Annotated in this window: 16 protein-coding genes and 1 tRNA gene; 5 read left to right on the top strand and 12 right to left on the bottom strand. The window is 60.1% G+C overall.

What is annotated here, in order from left to right:
• Positions 1-132 precede the first annotated feature (132 nt).
• A tRNA-Pro gene (locus tag Q5H93_RS23630) sits at positions 133-203 on the top strand.
• A gap of 142 nt (positions 204-345) precedes the next feature.
• On the opposite strand, the gene Q5H93_RS23625 is transcribed toward Q5H93_RS23630, so the two are convergent.
• The 12 genes from Q5H93_RS23625 to Q5H93_RS23570 all read right to left on the bottom strand — a co-directional run bounded on the left by Q5H93_RS23625 (position 346) and on the right by Q5H93_RS23570 (position 13,719).
• The gene (locus Q5H93_RS23625) at positions 346-732 is read right to left on the bottom strand and encodes a hypothetical protein (protein WP_305009204.1); all 387 of its coding nucleotides are present in this window, start codon (positions 730-732) and stop codon (positions 346-348) included.
• Between the two features lie 13 nt (positions 733-745).
• Positions 746-1,090, bottom strand: a complete 345-nt coding sequence (locus Q5H93_RS23620) for a hypothetical protein (protein ID WP_305009203.1) — start codon at positions 1,088-1,090, stop codon at positions 746-748.
• 138 nt (positions 1,091-1,228) lie between these two features.
• The gene (locus tag Q5H93_RS23615; RefSeq protein ID WP_305009202.1) at positions 1,229-1,609 is read right to left on the bottom strand and encodes a hypothetical protein; all 381 of its coding nucleotides are present in this window, start codon (positions 1,607-1,609) and stop codon (positions 1,229-1,231) included.
• 156 nt (positions 1,610-1,765) lie between these two features.
• Complete coding sequence (locus Q5H93_RS23610; protein WP_305009201.1) at positions 1,766-2,059, bottom strand: hypothetical protein; 294 nt, start codon at positions 2,057-2,059, stop codon at positions 1,766-1,768.
• A 191-nt stretch (positions 2,060-2,250) separates the two neighbouring features.
• Positions 2,251-2,745 carry a hypothetical protein gene (locus Q5H93_RS23605; RefSeq protein WP_305009200.1) on the bottom strand — a complete coding sequence of 165 codons (495 nt, stop codon included), beginning with the start codon at positions 2,743-2,745 and terminating at the stop codon, positions 2,251-2,253.
• Between the two features lie 980 nt (positions 2,746-3,725).
• A complete protein-coding gene (locus tag Q5H93_RS23600; RefSeq protein ID WP_305009199.1) occupies positions 3,726-5,204 on the bottom strand; it encodes a class I SAM-dependent DNA methyltransferase in 1,479 nt (492 codons plus the stop codon).
• A 101-nt stretch (positions 5,205-5,305) separates the two neighbouring features.
• Entirely contained in the window at positions 5,306-6,922 is a 1,617-nt protein-coding gene (locus tag Q5H93_RS23595; RefSeq protein WP_305009198.1) for a hypothetical protein, read from the bottom strand.
• A 254-nt stretch (positions 6,923-7,176) separates the two neighbouring features.
• On the bottom strand, positions 7,177-8,196 hold the full coding sequence (locus Q5H93_RS23590) for a hypothetical protein (protein ID WP_305009197.1): 1,020 nt from the start codon (positions 8,194-8,196) through the stop codon (positions 7,177-7,179).
• Between the two features lie 34 nt (positions 8,197-8,230).
• Positions 8,231-8,803, bottom strand: coding sequence for a hypothetical protein (locus tag Q5H93_RS23585; protein ID WP_305009196.1), 573 nt, complete (start codon positions 8,801-8,803; stop codon positions 8,231-8,233).
• Positions 8,804-8,805: 2 nt separating this feature from the next.
• Positions 8,806-9,327: a hypothetical protein gene (locus Q5H93_RS23580; protein ID WP_305009195.1), complete on the bottom strand. Its 522-nt coding sequence runs from the start codon at positions 9,325-9,327 to the stop codon at positions 8,806-8,808.
• Positions 9,328-9,354: 27 nt separating this feature from the next.
• The gene (locus Q5H93_RS23575) at positions 9,355-10,893 is read right to left on the bottom strand and encodes a restriction endonuclease subunit S (RefSeq protein WP_305009194.1); all 1,539 of its coding nucleotides are present in this window, start codon (positions 10,891-10,893) and stop codon (positions 9,355-9,357) included.
• A 12-nt stretch (positions 10,894-10,905) separates the two neighbouring features.
• Positions 10,906-13,719, bottom strand: coding sequence for a type I restriction endonuclease subunit R (locus tag Q5H93_RS23570; protein ID WP_305009193.1), 2,814 nt, complete (start codon positions 13,717-13,719; stop codon positions 10,906-10,908).
• 182 nt (positions 13,720-13,901) lie between these two features.
• Here Q5H93_RS23570 and Q5H93_RS23565 point away from each other — a divergent pair, with 182 nt between their 5' ends.
• The 4 genes from Q5H93_RS23565 to Q5H93_RS23550 are packed head-to-tail and all read left to right on the top strand — an operon-like array spanning position 13,902 to position 19,560.
• Positions 13,902-15,191, top strand: coding sequence for a GTPase-associated system all-helical protein GASH (locus Q5H93_RS23565; RefSeq protein WP_305009192.1), 1,290 nt, complete (start codon positions 13,902-13,904; stop codon positions 15,189-15,191).
• Positions 15,181-16,167 (top strand): TRAFAC clade GTPase domain-containing protein, encoded by a 987-nt coding sequence (locus Q5H93_RS23560; RefSeq protein WP_305009191.1) that lies wholly within the window; start codon positions 15,181-15,183, stop codon positions 16,165-16,167. Before Q5H93_RS23565 ends, Q5H93_RS23560 begins: the two co-directional genes overlap by 11 nt.
• Positions 16,164-17,000 (top strand): TRAFAC clade GTPase domain-containing protein, encoded by an 837-nt coding sequence (locus Q5H93_RS23555; protein WP_305009190.1) that lies wholly within the window; start codon positions 16,164-16,166, stop codon positions 16,998-17,000. Before Q5H93_RS23560 ends, Q5H93_RS23555 begins: the two co-directional genes overlap by 4 nt.
• Positions 17,001-17,019: 19 nt before the next feature.
• Positions 17,020-19,560: a GAP1-N1 domain-containing protein gene (locus Q5H93_RS23550; protein ID WP_305009189.1), complete on the top strand. Its 2,541-nt coding sequence runs from the start codon at positions 17,020-17,022 to the stop codon at positions 19,558-19,560.
• The last annotated feature ends 5 nt before the right edge of the window (positions 19,561-19,565 follow it).

Genomic DNA, 19,565 nt, shown 5'->3' with positions numbered 1-19,565 from the left:
CCCTGGTTTTGCCCCTGGTTTTGCCCCTGGTTTTGCCCCTGGTTTTGCCCCTGGTTTTGCCCCTGGTTTTGCCCCTGGTTTTGCCCCTGCAGGGGAGCAGCAGAAGGCACTGGCGCCGTATCTTTGAAGAAACAGGGTGGAGCTGGTGGTCCAGCAGCCAGCCAGGTGCTGGCAGGAGGCGGGTTCGAATCCCGTCATCCTGACACGGAGAGGTAGTGCAGAGGGGTTTTGAAAACAGTTTTGAAGCGGTTTTGAAAGGGTTTCAAACCCGCTTCAAAACTCCTTCTGCGCAGCCAAGGTTGCCAGCTGTGCGGCGCATATAGTGGCTTTTCAAGACCAATCAAGCTAGGCTGCGGTTTGCTCGCCAGCTAGGCGTAACGACTGCTCATAGGCCCAATCTTCGGCCGATAAGACCGATTGCATAAAGGCGTCGTAGCCTTTATCGCGTCGTTCGAGCGCGTGCCGGCGAACGGGCCAGGCGGTTTTATTTTTCTCAAAGCCCTCGCGCGCCATCGCGGCGCGCATCTTCTCCGGGAGCCCAACGAGCCAATCCTGAAAATCGTCTTCGGTTACTTCCCCTTCGGCCTGCTGCTGGTAGCGAAAAGCGGCATTGCCGAGCCGAAACAAACGGGCGTGGTCGGCCCGTAGCGCTTCGGGCAGGCTGTGCAACAAGGCCAGTTGCGACTGGTGTTGCTCGTCAAACGGGTGGCGGGGAATGAGGAGTGCTTCCATCGGGAGAGTCGACTTAGGCTGGGCGGCCGGATTGGGCATAATTACGCAGTACGTCGGGCGCATCGTACAGCAGGTCCTCGGCCGCTAGGTCTTCTAAGTCCACCTGCGGAGAGTCGCTGCGCACGACCTGCCATACCTGCGCGAAGCCCACGTGCACGGTTGCCCGCTGCCGCGCTTGCGGCTGCAATAGGACCGAACACGTGAAGGAATCCTTTGCGATGCACAAATCCCACACCGTATGAGCGTTCAGGTGTAGCATGCCCAGGAGCACCGGGCCACTCGGGCCATCGAAATACGTAGTGTTCACCACGTAGTGGTTGTCAGGGTTGGCCAGGCCCGCTTCGACAGCTGTCAGCACGGCGACAAGCGGGTGCTCCCCTGTAGGCGGTGCCGCCGCGTACGCATGATTAATATCGGCGGGCGTGGGGTGGTTCTGGTGCACCGCTGCGTTGTAGTACCTAACCGTTTCGGCCCCGTAGTTCACTTCGGCGATAGCCTATTCGGCTGGCGAGAGCACCAGCCGGCAGAGTTGGTAGAGTTGCGCGAAGGGTACCGTCGCCCGGAACGCATCGGGCCAGGGGCCGGGGTAGCCCGGTTCCCCCTGCTCCGGGTACCGCACAAAATCGGTATCAAAGGCGATGTAATCCGGTCCCACCTCCACGTGGGACACTTCGCCCTGCCGGAGCGCAAACACGGCCGGAAAATGCCGGGCACGCGGGTGGTTCGTGCGCTCGTAGAAGTGCGCGCCCAGCAAGTAACTCACCGCCGGGTCGGTCAGGTCCGCCACCAACTGGCGCAGCAGTCCCGGCAGGGCCGCCGGGTCCGTGACGTAGGGGGCCGGGGCATCCGGTGAAGGAGAGTAAACCGAGTCAGCCATCCGTAGATGCCCGCCCGCAAATGGCGGCGAGCACGCGTAAAAATACGGCTGAGCGAGCGAATACCCTTCCGAGGTTACTGCCTGCCTACCGGCGGGCGCGGTTTCTATCGGCGGCGCTACGCAGCCGCGCCATCGGCCTGTGGCAGTAATATACCCTTACTGCCACAGGCCGACGGCCCAACTCAGGGCCTCGATTTTCGCGCAGGCGATATGCAACTGCATGCGGTGAGCTTGCAGGGTCGCGGCGTGCGCCGGCGTCGGCGTCGCCGCGGCTTCAGCCGCAGTGATGGCCGCGCGCAAGGCCTCGCGATGCCGCGCCAAGGCTTGTAGTCCTTGGTGCAAGCTTTCCCAGCCTTGCACCGCCGTCCACTCTTGGTACCCGTCGACGGGGTACGCCCACGCGGGGCTGCTCGCCGGGTCCGTCGTGAGCTGTAACGCGTCGGGCAGCACGGGCAACGGGGCAGTGGAACCCGCCGCGGGGGGCGCGGAAGACGCCAGCTCCTCGGCGTGTGGGGGGAGGGGGAACGGGACCAACGGGCGCGGTCCAGGAGCAGGAGGAAGGCGTTTCATATAGTTCGGAAAAAGGAACAGCGCTCAGGTGGCGGTAGCGGGCGTTCGGGTGGGCCAGCGCCGACAAACTTCTACCGGCCGTCCGGCGTCGGCGTGGGCCCCTGTGCTGGGTTCGCCGCCGCTAGTGGAGCATCCGACTCCGCCAGCTGGGCCACGAGGCGGTCGTAGCGCGCCTGCAACTGGGTGCGTTTGCGCGCTTCCTGGGCGACAGCAGTTGCCACGGCGGCGGCTACCGCCCGGTCTTGCGCCGGGCGACTGCGGGGCAGCTCCCCGTCCGCGGGGAGGGGCGCCAGCACCGGCGCGTGGCCCAGCCCGCGCACTTGCTCGCTCAAGGCCTCGTATTGCAGCAGCAGCCATTCGGCTTTGCCTTCCAGCCGGGCGTAGCGCTCGTCCCGGCGGCGGTCGGGGATGGGGGGCGGGGCCTCGCCTCGGTGCAAGACCAGGGCCTTGGCGTAGGTGCCGGCGGAGGCGTAGCCAGCCTGCAGCGCATCTTCGGCCAGGTCGGCGTACTCGGCCGGGTCCAGATTAACCGTGACGGTGCGCCGCGGGTCGACAAGATAAGGCATATTGAAGAGGGGCAATGGCAGTAAACGGGGTGAATTCTCCCTGTTTTCCGGGTGAATTCTCCGGCAAGTTGGGTGAATTCTCCCGATTTCACAACTGCGAAAAGGGGTTTTCACCCTGTTTTCAGGGTGAATTCTCCCTGTTTTCAGCGAATGAATAGCCCTGCAAACGACTTTTTACGCTTCCTACAGCTGCGGGGAGGGGTGCTAATGCGCGAAAAATGGTCACGCAGCGGCAGTTGTTGGCGTAGTTGGCCTGGAAAAGGCGTCGCAGGTTGAATGCTACCCGCAGTCGTCGCCCGTTGCGCGTTCCATAGCGAGCCTTCATCGGGCAACGTCTGTATTGGAGGGTGACCGAATTGCTGCGGTCGGTTGGTTCGGTCGAACAGGACTGGCTCTAGCGGCTGGTGCCATGACGAGCCCCCCACTTTGCCAAGGCTGGGTCAAGCGCCACTTGTTTGCGTAACGCCACGACCTGCGGGTTCGCGTCATTTTTGGCGCGCTATTGCGCAAGAAGAGCCGCCAGTTGCTCGGTTTCCTCGGGCATCAGCGGGCGGGAGTGAACGGGCAACAAATCGATGCCTTCGGGCTCAATGCCGAGTCGAGTGTGGGGGAGTTGGGAAGCCATCAGCGGAAACGCAAGCAAGAATAGCTAAAGGTACTGTTGGGAGGAACAACCAGCCGCCGGTTTCGGTGCCCGGCGAAAGCGTAAGTGCCGCCGATTGGGCGGGCCGGTTGGGTGGGTTACGTATAGTGAAGGTTGAATTACAACCTGCAAAACGTCGTGCCGCTTTATTGCCTACGTTACACACTGAGATGCTCAAAGAAATATCATGAAAAAGAACTGCCCTGGAATAGCTCGTCTAAATCACGTCGGTCACACAGCGCAGCAAATGCTGAATTCCGGAGCTATGTGACCGACATGATTTGAGTGAGTATGGTAGTGGTTTGCCCGATGATAGTGGTTGTAGGGGTCGTGGCTTTTATGCTTCCACTTCCAGCTCCTCAGCAATGCTGGCAAACTGCGCCAGCGCGGCCTGTAGGTTCTCCGTGATTTCGAGGGCCAGCACGTCGGGAGCGGGCAGGGTGGCGCTGTCTTCCAAGGCGTCGTCTTTCAGCCAGAAGATGTCGAGGTTCACCTTGTCGCGGGCCAGGAGTTGGGGCAGGTCGTAGCGGTGGAACTGCTCGGTTTCCTGCCGCTGGGCGCGTTGGCCGGGCTTGCCGTAGCAGGCAATGAAGTCCTGCAGGTGAGCAAGCGTGAGCGGGTTGCCTTTGGGGGTGAAGTGCTGGTTGGTGCGTAGGTCGTACACCCATAGCTCGCGGGTCTGGGCCTGCTCGGCTGCGGCGCGCTTCTCGAAGAAGATAACGTTGGCCTTCACGCCCTGGGCGTAGAAGATGCCGGTGGGCAGGCGCAGCAGCGTGTGCACGTTGCAATCCTGCAGGAGCTTGCGGCGGATGGTTTCGCCAGCCCCGCCTTCAAAAAGCACATTGTCGGGCAGCACCACGGCGGCGGTGCCGCCCACCTTCAGAATGGTATAGATGTGTTGAACGAAGTTGAGCTGCTTGTTGCTGGTGGTGGCTACGAAGTCGGTGCGCTCGTAGCTGAGCGTGTCCTTGCTGGTTTGGCCTTCCTCGCTCATCACCGTGATGCTGCTCTTCTTGCCAAAGGGTGGGTTGGCCAGAATGAAGTCGTACCGGTCGCCGGGGTCGGAGAGGAGGGAGTCCTGGTTTTTGACCGGGCTTTCGGTGGAGCCCACGCCGTGCAGGTAGAGGTTCATGGCGGCCAGGCGCACCACCGAGTCCACGATGTCGGTGCCGTGGAAGGTGTGGTCGCGCAGGAACTTAAGCTGCTCGCGGTCCATCTCCGGGCCGTAGGTGTCCACGAGGTAGTCGCGAGCCACCAGCAGGAAGCCCGCCGTGCCGCAGGCCGGGTCGCAGATGGTCTGGCCCGGGGTGGGGGCCACGGCCTCCACAATGGCTTGGATGAGCGGGCGCGGGGTGAAGTACTGGCCCGCGCCGCCCTTCACGTCCTCGGCGTTTTTCTGCAGCAGGCCCTCGTAAATCTCGCCTTTCACGTCGAAGCCCAGGCCCGACCAATTTTCGCGGTCTATCAAAGCCAGCAGGTGCTTGAGGCGCGCCGGGTTCTGAATCTTGTTCTGAGCCTTCTTGAAGATGACGCCCAGCATGCCGGGCTCCTTGCCCAGGTCGGTGAGGATGTGGCGGTACTGCACCTCCAGCGCGTCGCCTTCGAGGGCGCGCAGGCTGGTCCAGTCTTTCCCTTCGGGCACGGCCGGGGCATTGGGAGCGCCGGCCTGCTCGTCGGCCATTTTCAGAAACAGCAAGTAAGTGATTTGCTCGACGTAGTCGCCGTAGCCCACGCCGTCGTCGCGGAGCACGGTGGCATAGCCCCACACGCGTTGTACGAGGGATTGGGCGGTGGCATTGAGAGTTGGTTGGCGCATATGAAACAAAGCGAGATTAAGGTAGCAATAGTAGCGACGAATGTATTTGGCGCCGTCAGTTGTGGGACTATGTATAGAGCCTACTTATAGCAGGAGAAAAATCATAAAACGCCCTCAGCAATCAGCCGATGAACATTCTTGAAGTATGGATACTCAATGGTGTAAGTTGATTCGTCACTCCTCTGAAATCCCAAAACCGGATAATCATAGACAAAATCATTGTCCAAGAACTCCTCAAAGTCTACGACAGTCAGGGCTTTGAAAGAACCGTCATACTTATAAAAGGAAGGCGTCATAAGCAAGAAAAGTCCCTCAACAGCCCACCCGGAGAAATCAAACTCTTTCCTGAATTTTTGGGAAAAGTGGCCCTGTACTAGGTCTTTGTGGCCAATAATCCAGCTATGCTTTCGCTCTAGCTGAGGCTCGTATTTTTCAACGAACTGTTTGTACTCCGACTTCCAATAAAACACTTCAAACCGCGGACGATTGTTCTTGCACTCGCAGACATAAATCACTTTCCTTGCTTCATCAAGAAAAATGATATCAATTTCACCCGGCCCCTTTTTAACGATGTTGAAGCCCTGATTTTTGGGGCCCAGCAAGCTAGTAATGGAATTGTCATGCGTTACCCCATAGCGAACTAACTGTTCGATGAGTTGCTCAATCATGAGGGCTTCCCGACGCTTTTCCAAGTCTTTTACAAATGCTTTCACTTCTTCGTTAGAGGTCCATTCTGGCGGTAATTGGCCCCACAGCAGCGCATTAGTTTGGAGAGCACGAATGCTCTCAAGAGTCTTGCCTGAACCAACCAGCCAGTAAGTATTGCCGTTCTGGTCGTTGAATTCGATAAAAGGGCGATAGATGAGACGATTGTTAGTCTGCATCTTCTTAAAAGACTCAATCAGCGGTAGCTTATTCGCAGCGCTTAGTGTTAGGCCGGCATAGAAAGGACGCACAAGTTCAAACTGTTCATGCACAAAGCCCAACTCGTTCAAGAATTCATCCCTGCCAATAATACCCGTGCCCAACCCTGGCATATATTTTTGAACTTCGGTCAGGTTGCACCCAAAGGCGCTGTGTAGAACTGCGTCTAGTTCTGCATTTACTTGTTCGTATTCAACATTCGGGTACGCCGCAATGTCACGTTGAACAGTGTCAAAAATGTGATGGTAGGGAGATGCAGTCCGAATACTTAATAATGCTTTCCAGGTCGAAACAAGCGCAATCGACTTCTCAAACATGGAGGCTATGTTGATAAACTCTTTGGCTTCTATCACTTGTAAACCCAGGTAGAGAAGCTCTTCTAGCAATGGCACATGCTTGCGCGATGTTTTGCTGCTCATAAGCTGCTCCATTGTGATTGCCTTCTCAAGCTGGTCAGGCAAAACAGCCTCCATAATCAACTTAAGAACACGGCGAACGACGGGTAATTCTTTAAAATCCGCTTCGGTGAGTTGTGTCTTTACTCCTTTATCACCGGAATGAAACAGGTCTGCAATAAGTACTGAGGATTCATGCATGCGATGTACAAACATCAGAAAGCTCACGTCTCCAACGGCCTTGGACACTACCTGTTCAAACTGCTGCAGCATATAGTCAAAAATGCTATCCAGAACGCCACGAACGGTCGCCGGGTCAGTTACCCTAGTTGCCCCAATAGTGCGACGTACGCGCATGGTTACCTCCTTCCAGTACACTTCCCGGTAGCGCCAGCTCATAGTTACATACTCAATTTTTATGCGCTGCGACGGGAATTTAAGTGATACTAGCAAAGCGTTTATAGATGAATCGTGGAAGGGATAAGAGGGCAGAAGTAGACCTGCTTACTGGTTCAAGGAAGAGAAATCAATTTTGCGGTAACCCTTAGGCGACCTATGCAGCTTGGCTGCCGTGAATGTTTACTAATTCTGCAGGCTTTAGCTGAACTTCCGTCTCGGCGCTTAGCCTCAGTCGTGCTGGTCAGCTCAGCTACTTATGAATTTTCTTGTAAGTCGCCCCAGGATTCGTTCGACAAGTTTTTGGCTAGCTCCGCCATCGTGTCGCCGGGTACGTCGCCGATGTAGAGGTATTGCTTGCCTCGAAGCGGCCCCCAGGTATCTTTCTCTAGGCCGGTGTCATGGAGTTGGTCGAGCACGAACACGCGGGCTTCCCAATCAATGTCGTCTTCGTAGGCCTGATGAAACTTTTGCCGCGCAATCTGTTGCAGCTCCTCGTTGGTCAGGTGCTCTTCGTTTTTCCAAAGCACGCGAGAAGTCCCGTCGGGGTACACGTCGACCACGCCGCGCACACGGGCCATTTTCCAAACGCCTTTTTCCCAGTACATGCCCAGGTATTCGCAGCGCTGGTGGCTGTAGCTGCCCCCAGCGGCGGGACACACATAGGTCTCGGCGGCTACCAGCCGGTCCGATTCTCGGGCGCAGTTGACCACATCCATGTAGCCTTTCCAATTAGGCAGCAGGTTGCTCTCGTTGAGGTACTGCTGAAAGTCGTCGACCGTTGATACCAGGGCGGGCGGTAGGTTGGGAATGCGCAGGGCCGCTAGAAAGGTCTCGAAGGTGGTGGCCGCGAACTGAACCTGGTTGTTGTGCTCGGTAGCACAGGCGTCGATAATGGTGGCGAAACGCGACTTGTATTCGCCCTCAAACTTGCCCAGGGCCAGCAGCACTTTCACGCTGGCCGACTCTTGACTAAGGGCATTGAGGTGGTCTTTGAGTTGAGCATCATAAAACCAATCGGAGTTCTTGGTCTCAATGTAGATGGAAAAGCCCGGTTGGGTGATGATGCCATCCGGCACGCTGTTGCCCCGCGAAACCTGCTGCCGAAACTGTACACCGACCTGCAAGCCCGTTTGATTGGGAACGACGCCGCTGAGCGCCTCGGCTAAGTACCGGGGATTTTCCTGGTACAGCATGCGCAGGATAAGCAGGCAGTAATTGGTGGTTCGGTTCTCGGATTGGTCGTAGCCCGAGAACAAGCTAATTTCTTTTCCCATTTATTCAGAAGCAATTGATTGCGAACGAGACTGGCTAGGGGCAGGGGATGTGCTCTTCAAAGCTGAACTCGTTCTTCTTGGCACCAGCGTAAGCGTACTTGTAAGGCTTGTCGGTGCGGGTCATGCGGGCGCAGCTGTAGGGGCCAATGCCGCGGCTGATGCGGGAGGTGCTGGTTTTGTCGAGCGACGCGCCCGTGAAGTAGGCCATGTAGCCGCTTTGCCGATGGGTGTTTTTCAGTATCACCACGTAGCGGCCGTTCACGTGCACCTTGAGGATTTGCAGGTAGGGGTTGGTGGTGGCTGCGGCGCTGTAGGTCAGGCCCACCTCGCGCATGGCCTGGCTGAAGCGGCACACGTAGGGCTGCTCGCTGGTGGCGTCGTTCAGCAGCTTGAAGGTGGAGAGCAGGGCTTCGGCATCGGCTTTCTGCGCCGCGTTTTCGGGGTCTTGGATGAATGATTCTATATCATGCTTGTACCGGTCGGCATCATCGCTGAACAGGGCGTCCACGAAGTGCGACCGGAGAGACGAGTAGCTCTGGCAAAGCCCGCGCAACGGGGCCAGCAACAGGCACAACGCCACGAGGGCGGAAGAAGCGGGCTTGGCCATCGTTAGCGGCCGTATTCGGCCCAGGTTTTGGTCTGGAGGGTGGCGGCGAGGTTAGCCGTGGAGGTAGGTTGGTAGCGGTCCACGTCGAAGTACATCTTGGAGGTGAACATGCCGCCGGGGCTGGTTTTGCGAAAATCGGTTTCCGTTAGCTCATCCAGCACGAACACGCGGTGGGGCGTTTGGTGAAACTCCTTTTTCTCCTTGGGAAAGCAGGCCTGTAGTCTTTTGCGGGCTTCGTCTATCAGGGCGGGGTTGTCCATCGTGGCCGGGTCGGCATTGTTCCAGCACACGCGGTCAAGGGCCGCATTGAGCGGGTGGACATCAACGATGCCCAGGATGCGGCCTACGCGGTGCACCGATTTGCCCCAATACATACCTAGAAATTCGCAGCGCTTGTGCGAGTAGGCGCCCCCCTTAGCCGGGCAGGCATACACCTCATTATCGACCTGAGGCCTGTGAAATTCGCCGCAGTTCACGACGTCGAGCTGGTTGAGCCAATTGGTGCGGTTGATTTTGCCTTTCATGCAGTGGGGGTGGAATGAGAGCTGTGGCTACAGCTTGATGGAAAGTTGTTTCGATTCTGGTTCGGCCTTCGCCTTGCGCTTGCCCTTAGCCGCCTTCGCCGGCACCGCCGCGCCTGCCCGCAACCGGGCCAGCAGGGCGGCGGCCGGCTCGTCGGTGGCATCCTGGGGCACGAGGCGGCCGGTGAAGGCCCGGTGTAGCAGGCTCTGGCGCAGGCGCTCGGCGCGTTTGAGTTCGTCGGCCAGGGTCTGGCCCAGGGCATCGAGCACGGTGAGGCGGCGCTCTACTTCGGCCACGATTTCGGCTTGCTCGGCCAGGGGTGGAATCGATAAGGGCATGGCTGCCTGTGCTTGTGTGTTGAAGTGTATCAATGCAACACCGACTTTTTGCGCGTTCACTCGGGCTTTTGCCACGGAGTTCATATAATAGGCGCAATACTCAGGCAGCACCTTGGGCTGCTTCACAATTACCAAATCCGAGCAGTTGGCTGCTGGAAGTGTATCCGGAATAACACACGCGGTTCCAACGCTGCCAGACCGGACCACAACAACATCACCCGGCTCCAGCCTCGACTTACTGATGCTTTCGTCGAAAGTTGGCGAAACGTACTTGAGTCCTATCGGGCTATACTTATTCTCTCGCACGTTTTGCGAGCGCAAAAAGGGAACGCCTTCGTCGACGTATTCATCCTTCATCGAGCCTACAAAACCAACCGTAACCCGTTCGCTTATTTCCTCAAACGTGGCCCAGGACCAGCTTTCGGGTAACTCAGGCAATCCAGATGTTTCGGGGCCTGGAGGCGCTACATATTTCGATTTCCAGGCATCGTTGAGCGGGAGCTGGCCGCCGCGCTTGGCAACCTGGGCGGCTTCCCACTGCGCCCGGCGCTCGCCGCGGATGCGGGCGAGCAGGGCGGCCCCGGTTTCGGCGGGGGCGGGGTGCGCCTCGCGCCAGGCGCGGGTGAGCTCGCCGGTCACGGCCGCGTGCAGCACCGATTGGCGGTAGCGTTTCAGCAGGGCCTGGGCGCGGCGCACGGCCGCCACGCCCGCATCGAGCCGGCTGAACAGCTCCTCCAGCTTCGCCACGATGCGGCGCTGCTCGGGCAGGGGCGGGAGGGGAAAGGGCGTATTCCTAACTATATCCTGACTGATGTTGGGTTGGGCCCCGCCCTTGCCTTGTTCAATAAATTCCCGACGAAGCGAGAATAAGTAGTTGAATGCAAATTTGAGTTCTACCCACTCCGGCAGGAATATGCCACAAACAGCTTGGTTGGTTGCGGCGTCCATTGTGAGAATGCCCACTTTCCCAACTGTAGCGCCATAAAGCGCAATCAACAGCGTGCCTTTAGGAAAAAGCTTGGCGCTTGAGCCTGCCAAAGCAGCTTCGCTAATAGACTCACTATACTCGACTACATAGCCGTCGCCTAACTCGCCGGATTTAATCCACGGGATATTTCCGGTGAAGTATGAGGGGTTGCTTCGGCTTGGTGTGCCTCCGCTACTTGTAGGCGCTATTTCACCAATCCGCGTCCAAACCCAGCCCTGCGGCAATTCCTGTTTCTCTTCCATTTCTAAGGTTTCCTACGCGGCCAGCGCCTCGTTCAATTCATCCACCAGCGCCTGCAAGTCGGCCCCGAACACCTGCCGGGCGCGGGCGTAGCCGCCCTGGTCCACGAAGGGCGGCAGGGTGAAGTCTTCGGCCTCCACGCTCAGGGAGGTGGCCACCTTCTCCTGCATCATGCCCAGCCAGCGCCGCTGCTCCTCCGTGAAGGCGCGGCCGGCCTGCTCCTGCTTGGCCAGCCAGGCCCCAAACCGCTCCTCCACCGTGAGGGGGTAGGCCGTGAGCGTCTCGGTCTGGTGCAGGGCGAAGCGCACGAGGCTCACTAGGTTGGTGAGCAGGGTGCGGGGGCCGGCGCCGCGCACCCGCGCCTTTTCGAGCTGCTCGTAGGCGTCCCACAGGTGCTCGGGCGTGAGCTGCGGGTTGTCGAGGCGCAGGGCCAGGGCCAGCTGCTTCAACTGCTCGAAGCTGACGGCCCGGCGGGCGTAGGGCAGGTTGTGCAGCAGCTGCAGGGCCGTGATTTCGTCTTTGTGCGCCGCAATGAAGGCTTCGAACTGGCCCACGCGCTGCCGGGCCAGGGCCACCCGCGCCGCCGCGGGCGAGGTGGGCTCGCCGACGAAGCCGGCCGTCAGCACCCGGTCCTTGCTCACCAGGTCAATCACGAGGTCGTGCTGGGCGTGCACCTTAGTAAGCAGGTGGCGCAGGGCCGGGTCGTCGAAGAGGTGCACGGCCCGCTCGGTCAGGGCCTGCTCGGCCTGCTGCCAGTGGGCTTCGTCGGGCTCGGCGGGGGAGGGGCGGCCGGCGGCCTGGGCTTCGGCCGTGGCCAGGCGCAGGGCCTCGGCCTCCTGGCGCACGGGGTCCACGGCGTCGTAGAGGCGGGCGGCGAGCTGCTGCACGGTGGCCGTGCCCTGGGTGGCGGCCAGCACGGCGGCGCGGTCGTCGGGCGTCAGCTGGCGGTCCAACCGGGCCAGGCGCTGGGCCAGGCTGCGCAGCTGGGCCGGCTCGTGGTTGCCGAGGGCCACGGCGTGCAGCAGCTTCTCGAAGCCCAGGGCGCCGGGCTGGCGCTCGGCGCTTTCAGTGTCCCTCTTCTCCGAGTCGGTCACGCCCACGGCGTCCACTATTACAAAGCGGGTTTTGGCCCCAGCGTCGGCGGTCACCTGCTCCAGGTCGGTGGGGGCGATGACGCGGGTGCCGCGGCCCTTCATCTGGTCGAAGTACACGCGGCTGCGCACGTCGCGCAGAAACAGCAGGCATTCCAGCGGCTTGATGTCGGTGCCGGTCGAAATCATGTCCACCGTCACGGCCACGCGGGGATGGAAGTCGTTGCGGAAGCGCTTAATCAGCTCGTCGCTCTTCTCCTCGGCCGCGTAAGTAATCTTCTTGCAGAACTCGTTGCTCTTGCCGAACACCTCGCGCACCAGGTCCACGATTTCGTCGGCGTGGTGGTCGCTCTTGGCAAAAATCAGGGTTTTGGGCACGATTTCGCGCCCCGGAAACAACTCCGTAAACAGGCGGGCCTTCCACGTCTCCAGCACCGTCCGAATCTGGTCGGGCGCCGTCACCGAGCGGTCGAGCTGGATGCCCGAGTAAACCAGGTCGTCGTCCAGCGTTTCCCAGCGGCGCTTGCGGGTCTGGCGCTCCATGCGCTTGATGGCGCTGCCCTTCTCCACGCGGCTGCCGCGTTGCGTGATTTCGGTTTCGATGCGGAACACGTCGGAGCCCACGTTCACGCCGTCCACCACGGCGCGCTCGTGGCTGTACTCCATCACCAGGTTCTGGTTGAAGAAGCCGAAGGTTTGCTTGGCCGGCGTGGCCGTGAGGCCGATGAGGTGGGCGTCGAAGTACTCCAGCACCTGCTGCCACACATTATAAATGGAGCGGTGGCACTCGTCAATCACCACGAAGTCGTAGCCCTCCGGCGGCACGGCCGGGTTGTAAGCCACCTCGCGGGGCCGCTGCGGCAGGTCGGCATTCAGCTCAAAGCCCGACCGTTCCTCATTGCCCGCGTCAAATTCCGCCTCGCCTCGCAGCATCGAATACAGCCGCTGAATGGTCGTAATCGTGACCTTGCTCACCGTATCGAGCTGGTTCGAGGTCAGGTGCTGCACATTATACAGCTCCGTAAACTTGCGCCCATCATCCGGCGCCGTGTACTGCTGAAACTCCTGCAAAGTCTGCCGCCCCAGGTTCCCCCGGTCCACCAGAAACAGCACGCGCTTGGCCCCCGCAAACTTGATGAGCCGGTAAATGAACGACACCGCCGTAAACGTCTTGCCCGAGCCCGTCGCCATCTGAATCAGCGCCCGCGGCCGGTCGTCCTTCAAGCTCACGTCGAGGTTGCGCAGCGCCTCAATCTGGCAGTCGCGCAGCCCGGCCGTGTTCACGGCGGGCAGCGTCCGCAGCCGGGCCCGCAGCGTGTGCAGCTGCCGGGTCCAGTCGCGCAATGTCTCGGGCCGATGAAAGCCGAACACCGGCCGGGAGCGCGGCTCCGGGTCGCGCGCATCAGCAAAGCGTATTTCCTGCCCGTTGGCCTCGTAGCCGAAGGGCAGCTGCTCGGCCACCCGCTGGGCGTGCTTGGTGGCACTGGCCTGGTAGCGGGCCGTCTGCTCGGCCACGGCCGTGAGGGAGGTGCCTTCCTTCTTGGCCTCGATGATGCCCACCAGCTTGCGGTCCACGAATAGCGCGTAGTCAGCCGGGCCGGAGGCGGTGGGGTACTCGCGCACCGCCACGCCGGGGCCGGCGCCCAGGTTCACCTGCTTGGCGTCCTGCACCGCCCAGCCGGCGGCGGCAAGTTGGGCATCGATGAGCTGGCGAGCGTGCTGTTCGGGCGTGAGCATGGAAAGAGGGCAGCAAAGAAGCTGCGAATGTAAGACATAGACTCTCTCGTGCGCTCAGACAGAAAATCTGCTTTCTTTGTGCAAACCATTCGACATTCGGCGTAAGGGGGCCAGATGAAAACGTAGTTTGGCAATTTTAGGTAGTGTAGTATCACAGTTTTAGCAAAATTCGCTCTTTATCCATGGAACGCAACGAAATTTTCTACGATTGGCTGCGCGCAAAATTCTTCGATACAGGAGACAACGACGACCGAGTGAAGCAGCTAAGCGCCGCTGTAACCGACTTGGTGGCGGTGCTGAAAGACTCGCCGGCCGAGGTGCGCTGTTACACATTGGCGGCGCTCGATGCTGATATTCCGACAGACAACCCGCGCATTGTGGCCACTTACGAGCTACTAAAAAAACACTGGGGCAGTGTGGAAGGTAAATACCCCGAAGCCCCACGCGGTATTTTGCGCGGGATAATGCTAAGCGCACTATACCAGTTGGGAACGGAAAGCGATAAACTGTGCCGCATCATTTACTACACAGCCAGCGGCTATGCTCAATTTGTGCATTTTGGAAGCGAGCAGTCCATTATTGACCGGATTTTGCAAGAGTTCGGGGGGGATGTGGAGAATGAAGCTGCCAGGGAGTGGGCATTGGCTTCGGTACCTACCGTACCTGCACTGGAAACCTTCAAGTTGAAGGAGTTTAAGTTAGGTAATGCAGAAGTCGATACAGCCTCATTGGAAACAGCTCTTAAAGAAGCCATTGGAGGGGACGAAAATGGTTATTACAGCTATGTTCAAAATTCCAACGCTAATAGCCAATGGGGTACGCATTATGCTTCCACCGCAAGTGCTGGTATAGCGGAAGCTATTCAGGAAACTGTTCAGAATCTTGGCGAATCACTCTCGACAGAATCTTTGGAAGCCGAAATCAACAAGTTTTTTAACAGCGTACGTGCTTCGCTGACCAAGACATTCAAAGAGTCGTTTCAGTCGCTTCTGGCAGTTGAGCAGCGAAGCAAGCTGCTTTGGTGGAAGGAAACGCTGTACTCCACGACCCTGCGCAAAGGCTACCGCGAGATTGACGCGGCTGTGCTGCCGGTGGTAATGGCCATCGACCTGGCCAAACTGCTGCCCGAGGTGACGCCGGTCAGCGTCGATTACCTGTTGACCGATACCTACCGCGCCATCCAAAGTGCCGCACCGGCTAGTCAAACGCTGCCCGAGCTACTGGACCCTTTCGAGAACGACGCGCACCAGCAACTGCTGGCCCCGCACCTAGCCACCATGACGGACTGCGGCACCCGGACCACTCTTACGGCATTCCTGGCGCAGGTAATTCAGGGCCAGAAGACGCTAAAAAAGCTAACTGCGGCCACGGGGCTCCGGGCCGAGGTACAGGCCTCGCCCGAGCAGCTGGCGGTGCTGGTACTGCACGACCTGCTCACGGAACGCCTTATCCAAAAAGCCGATGCCGCTTAGCTGTGCCAACCCCAACTGCCACCCGGAAGACAACGAGTGCCAGGACGGCTGCCGGCCGTTTGGCGCCTGCCCGCAACTAACGCGCGACCAAGACACGGCCGAAGCCGGCCGGGCCGAGCCCTCGGCCACGGAATTGGACGGGCAGCGCGTGAGCTGGACCGGCAGCGCCATGGGCCAGAAAGACCTGGAGCCGCTCATCGCCCGCTCACGGGTGTTGCTGATTGGATTGGCGGGCATGGAAAACGCGGGCAAGACGACGTTTCTGGCGCTGCTCTATTCCTTGCTGCGCCGCGGGCAGCCTATCCCCAACTACCGCTTCGCGGGTTCTTACACCTTGCCGGGATGGGAATTACTAGCGGGGTTTCTAACATTCAAAGACGGCTCTAACCTCGTGAGTTTTCCGCCGCACACCAGCCGCAACGCTGGCCGGGTGCCGGGCCTGCTGCACTTGGCCCTGAAAGACGAGGCGGGCGCGCTGCTCGATGTGGTATTTGCCGATGCCCCAGGGGAGTGGTTCAACGAGTGGCGCATCAATGAGCTGGCGAAAAACGCGGAAGGCGCTGCGTGGATACACCAGCACGGGGACGGGTTCCTGCTGTTTGCGGACTGCGAAGAGCTGGCCGGCGCGGAGGCCGGCGAGACCCGCGCCAACATTCAGATGGTGGCCAACCGGTTGGTCGTGAACTTGGGCGCGCGGCCGTTGGGGCTGGTGTGGGCAAAATCGGACGTGGAGAACACGCGGCCGGCAATGCGCGAGAAGATACGGGCCCACCTGCGCAGCAAAGCCCCGCAGCACTACCACGAATTTGCGGTGAGCGTGAACCACGACGAGGAACAGCAGTGGCACGGGCAGGTGTTGCAAGCCGTGGGCTGGCTGCTGGACACCCTGCGGCACACGCCCGGCCGGCCCCAGCCGCCGGTGCCGTTGGCCGATACCGATGATTTATTTTTGCTGCGTCGCAGCGTGCTAGCATGAGCCAGTCGCATCACCTGTTGATAATTGGCGGCCCGAACGCCGGAAAAACGCACTTCGTGGGCCAACTCTACCACCGCTTGGATGCCGGCGAAAGCGCCTACCGCATGGTGACGGCTCCGGCCGACCTAACGGTGATAAAAGCCATCATTGACCGGCTGGTGCAAGGCCGCGCGGGCGGGCACACCGAAAGTGGACTCAACAAAGAAATCAACTTTGTGGTGGCCAACGCCCATACCCAAATCGCCCTTGCCTTTCCGGACTATGGGGGCGAGCAGGTGCGCGGGCTGGTGAGCGACCGGCTGGTTTCGAGCCGGTGGCACGAGCTGATAACGCAGGCCGACGAGTGGCTGCTGCTAATTCGGCCCGATGGAATTCCGGAGCTAGAAGACATCACGACGCGCGGCTTCGCTAACCTGGAAGACCTGAAGGCGCGCACCGCGCAAGCCCAGTCCAAAGCCGAGCTAACGGAGCCGGGTTTCTACATCGAGCTGCTGCAGATGATGTTGTTTGTCAAAGGCCAGTCGCCGCTAACGCCCGTGCGCACGCCCCGGCTCACGGTAGCGCTCTCATGCTGGGACACGCTGGGACTGGCAAGCGAAGGGGTGGAGCCGCTGGCAGAGCTCCGGCAGCGGCTGCCGTTTGTGGCGACTTTTCTGGAAACGGTGTGGGCACCAGGCAACTGGCGCGTCTGCGGGTTATCGTCGCTGGGCCGAACGTTATACCCCGACAAGTCCGACGACGAATTTATGACCAACGGGCCCGAAACCGCGGGGTACGTGGTGCTGCCCTCCGGGGCGCACGATGCTGACCTGACGCAGCTCATCACCTTCTGACCCTATCCACCCTTCCGTTTTGCAAATTCATCAAGCCTATTTTGGCGCGGTTGGGGGCACCTCGCACGGCCAGCTGGCCAGTAGCCTGGCCGATGGCAGCCTGCGTCCGTTCCTGTCGGCTTTCACTGACCGGCCGGGGGCGTTACCGGCCGGATTTGCCTTGCAGCCCTACCTAGCCGCTACGGCTCACGAAAAATACTACTTAATCTGCCGCACATGGGCTGACACGGCGGTGGCCCGGTCGGGCATGGTGTTCACCCACGTGCTGCTGCTGCCGTTGCAGCGAGTGCCGATGCTGACCGACCTGGCGTCGGTGCTGCGCCTGCTGCTGGCAGAGCCCCCGCCCATGGCCGAGCGGCCCACGCATCTAGCGCCGCTGGTACTCCCGGAAACGGCGGGGCCGTCCACCCAACCAGTCACTTCCGTTCCGGAAGGCTGGTTGGCCGTTCTTAATCAGCTGGTAGACCAGGCCAGCCCTGCGCCGGTTTTTGTAATGAGCGAGCCAAACCGCTTCCAAAAATTACTCGAAGCCCTCTGGCGGGGCCTGCCGGCCCCGCTGCGGGCCGGCCTAAGCTGGGGCATCCGGTTCAATCCCCCGGCCGCCGAGGACGCGTTGCCGCTGCTGGTGAACGTGCCCGATGAGCTGGCGGCCAAATGGCGGGGCACGGCGGTACTCAAGCTGGAAGCCGAACCAACAAAAGCCCCTGCTACACCGATTGAGCAGCTCTTGCTGGATGGCAGTCAGCGCGATGATTTTCGAGGATTTATGGAAAGGCTTGAGGTAATCCCGGACTCGTTCAGGAGCCTGAAACTTTGCCAGCGTGCTTACGCCCAAACCGAGAACTTGCCGGGCACAGACGCCGACAAACTTCTGGCGCTGCTGCGAACCATCCGGCAGCTGCAGCCGGCCCCCGACAAAGCCCTGGACTTTAAGTGGCAGGTAGTGCAGGCATTGGCCAGCGCGCTGTCAGTGGGCGGGGAGCAGCAGGCACTAGGCTTGCGGAACGTGCCCATCGGGCCGTTTCTTCCCCAGGCAGAACGGTTGGCGCAAGCGGTTGGGCAAGTGGTGGCCAGGGTAGTCACGACCGTTTCCCCTGATGCCGGCATGCAGGAGAACTTGCTGGGTTACCTGGCCGATGAAAATCCGGCTAACATGGAATCCTGGTGGCGGGAGGCCGCGCTGTTAGCATTCACCCAAACCGTGGCGGTCGGCTCCCCGCAGGTTGCCCGCGTGGTGTGGCTCGGCATCGGGCAGGCCGCCACAACCCGGGACTACCTGCTAGGCCACGTGCCAGCTACGCCCGAATGGGAGGGCCTGCTAAGCAAGACGGTGCCGGCATCGCTAACGACCACTGTCGCGGATGCCGTTTGCGGTTTTAGCGCGGGGCGCAGCTGGTGGGATTTGTTTGCGGCGGCGGTTGCCGCGGCCTACCAGCCCGCGGAGGCACTGCGCAAACAAGTGAAAGCCGAGCGGCACGTTACTACCACGGCATCGCCCCGCGTAAGCCGGCTGGCCGCAAAAGTTGCGGACGAAGAGTTGGTGGCGCTGGCAGTTGAACTGCCGAGCCACCAATTGTTGCAATTGGCGGGCGAGGCTTGTGGGCGCACCCCGGCCCTATTAGCGCCAATGGATGTGCGCCAGCAGCCTTGGCGCACCATCTGGGCGGAATCGTTGCGGCAGACCCGGTTAATTGCTGCTGGCTTGCGCGAACCGGCGGAAACCATCAAGGTCTTTCTCGGAGCCGTGGCCACCGGGCAAGCCAACGAGGAGCTCCCGCTGGAATTGATTGCGGCCTCCACCTATGCCAACGTGCTGCATTTGCCCGAGCGGGCGGGTTTGTGGAACAAGCTGCCCGCGGCGCTTCAGCCCAAATTTGTCACGGCCACGCTTGATGCCCTCGTTGGGGAAATCCTGGCGGGCCGCTGGGAAGGCGCTGCCGACCCCATTTTGGTGAAGCAGGCCCGAACTATCGAATTCATCACCAATTTTTTGGCGCAGCAACGCAACGATTTAGCGGCCGTGCTAAGTGTAAATGCCGTTTTGAGTAACCTGACGGACAATTATTTGAAAGACTACATCCGCAATCTTGGCACCGTGAGCGGGGTGGCGGCGGTGCAGCTCGGGCAGTTTGTCGCGCTGCACGGATGGAAACTGTCCGCCGATGCTATTCTGGATAAAGCCAGGTACAACGACGATTTTCGACCAGCGCTACGCGAATGTGTGGGCCTGTTCAGTTGGTTGGAAAAGTTTTTCAACTACAAACTATTTGAGCACCAAGTTGGCAAAGATGACGCTTGGAATGCGCTGGAAGTGTTGATGAACAAGCTGTATGGGGGAGGGCCGGACCAGGACAACATCTGGAAGCGAGCCGGCGGCGACGTAACCAAGCTCACCAATGCCCAAAGCCGTGGCGAACAATGGGCCGCTGCCATCCGGCTGTTGCGGCACGGCGGCGGTGGCAAATATGTTTCGGCAGCCAGCCTGCTTCGTGCGGCCCGTGGAGATTTCAAAAACAATCCAGAATTACATTCCCTGGAGCGCCTGCTCCATCTTTTTTAACCCAA

Source organism: Hymenobacter aranciens (genome assembly GCF_030580865.1).
GTDB classification, from domain to species: domain Bacteria; phylum Bacteroidota; class Bacteroidia; order Cytophagales; family Hymenobacteraceae; genus Hymenobacter; species Hymenobacter aranciens.
Note: the sequence above shows the minus strand (reverse complement) of the source record. Positions and strands in the feature narration are given on the sequence as shown.

What these genes read in the sequence shown, in the direction of transcription:
- Q5H93_RS23600 (WP_305009199.1), bottom strand. Translation starts at nt 5,204, where the DNA reads ATGCGCCAACCAACTCTCAATGCCACCGCCCAATCCCTCGTACAACGC.
- Q5H93_RS23585 (WP_305009196.1), bottom strand. Translation starts at nt 8,803, where the DNA reads ATGGCCAAGCCCGCTTCTTCCGCCCTCGTGGCGTTGTGCCTGTTGCTG.
- Q5H93_RS23575 (WP_305009194.1), bottom strand. Translation starts at nt 10,893, where the DNA reads ATGGAAGAGAAACAGGAATTGCCGCAGGGCTGGGTTTGGACGCGGATT.
- Q5H93_RS23580 (WP_305009195.1), bottom strand. Translation starts at nt 9,327, where the DNA reads ATGAAAGGCAAAATCAACCGCACCAATTGGCTCAACCAGCTCGACGTC.
- Q5H93_RS23590 (WP_305009197.1), bottom strand. Translation starts at nt 8,196, where the DNA reads ATGGGAAAAGAAATTAGCTTGTTCTCGGGCTACGACCAATCCGAGAAC.
- Q5H93_RS23625 (WP_305009204.1), bottom strand. Translation starts at nt 732, where the DNA reads ATGGAAGCACTCCTCATTCCCCGCCACCCGTTTGACGAGCAACACCAG.
- Q5H93_RS23570 (WP_305009193.1), bottom strand. Translation starts at nt 13,719, where the DNA reads ATGCTCACGCCCGAACAGCACGCTCGCCAGCTCATCGATGCCCAACTT.
- Q5H93_RS23595 (WP_305009198.1), bottom strand. Translation starts at nt 6,922, where the DNA reads ATGAGCTGGCGCTACCGGGAAGTGTACTGGAAGGAGGTAACCATGCGC.
- Q5H93_RS23565 (WP_305009192.1), top strand. Translation starts at nt 13,902, where the DNA reads ATGGAACGCAACGAAATTTTCTACGATTGGCTGCGCGCAAAATTCTTC.
- Q5H93_RS23605 (WP_305009200.1), bottom strand. Translation starts at nt 2,745, where the DNA reads ATGCCTTATCTTGTCGACCCGCGGCGCACCGTCACGGTTAATCTGGAC.
- Q5H93_RS23555 (WP_305009190.1), top strand. Translation starts at nt 16,164, where the DNA reads ATGAGCCAGTCGCATCACCTGTTGATAATTGGCGGCCCGAACGCCGGA.
- Q5H93_RS23615 (WP_305009202.1), bottom strand. Translation starts at nt 1,609, where the DNA reads ATGGCTGACTCGGTTTACTCTCCTTCACCGGATGCCCCGGCCCCCTAC.
- Q5H93_RS23560 (WP_305009191.1), top strand. Translation starts at nt 15,181, where the DNA reads ATGCCGCTTAGCTGTGCCAACCCCAACTGCCACCCGGAAGACAACGAG.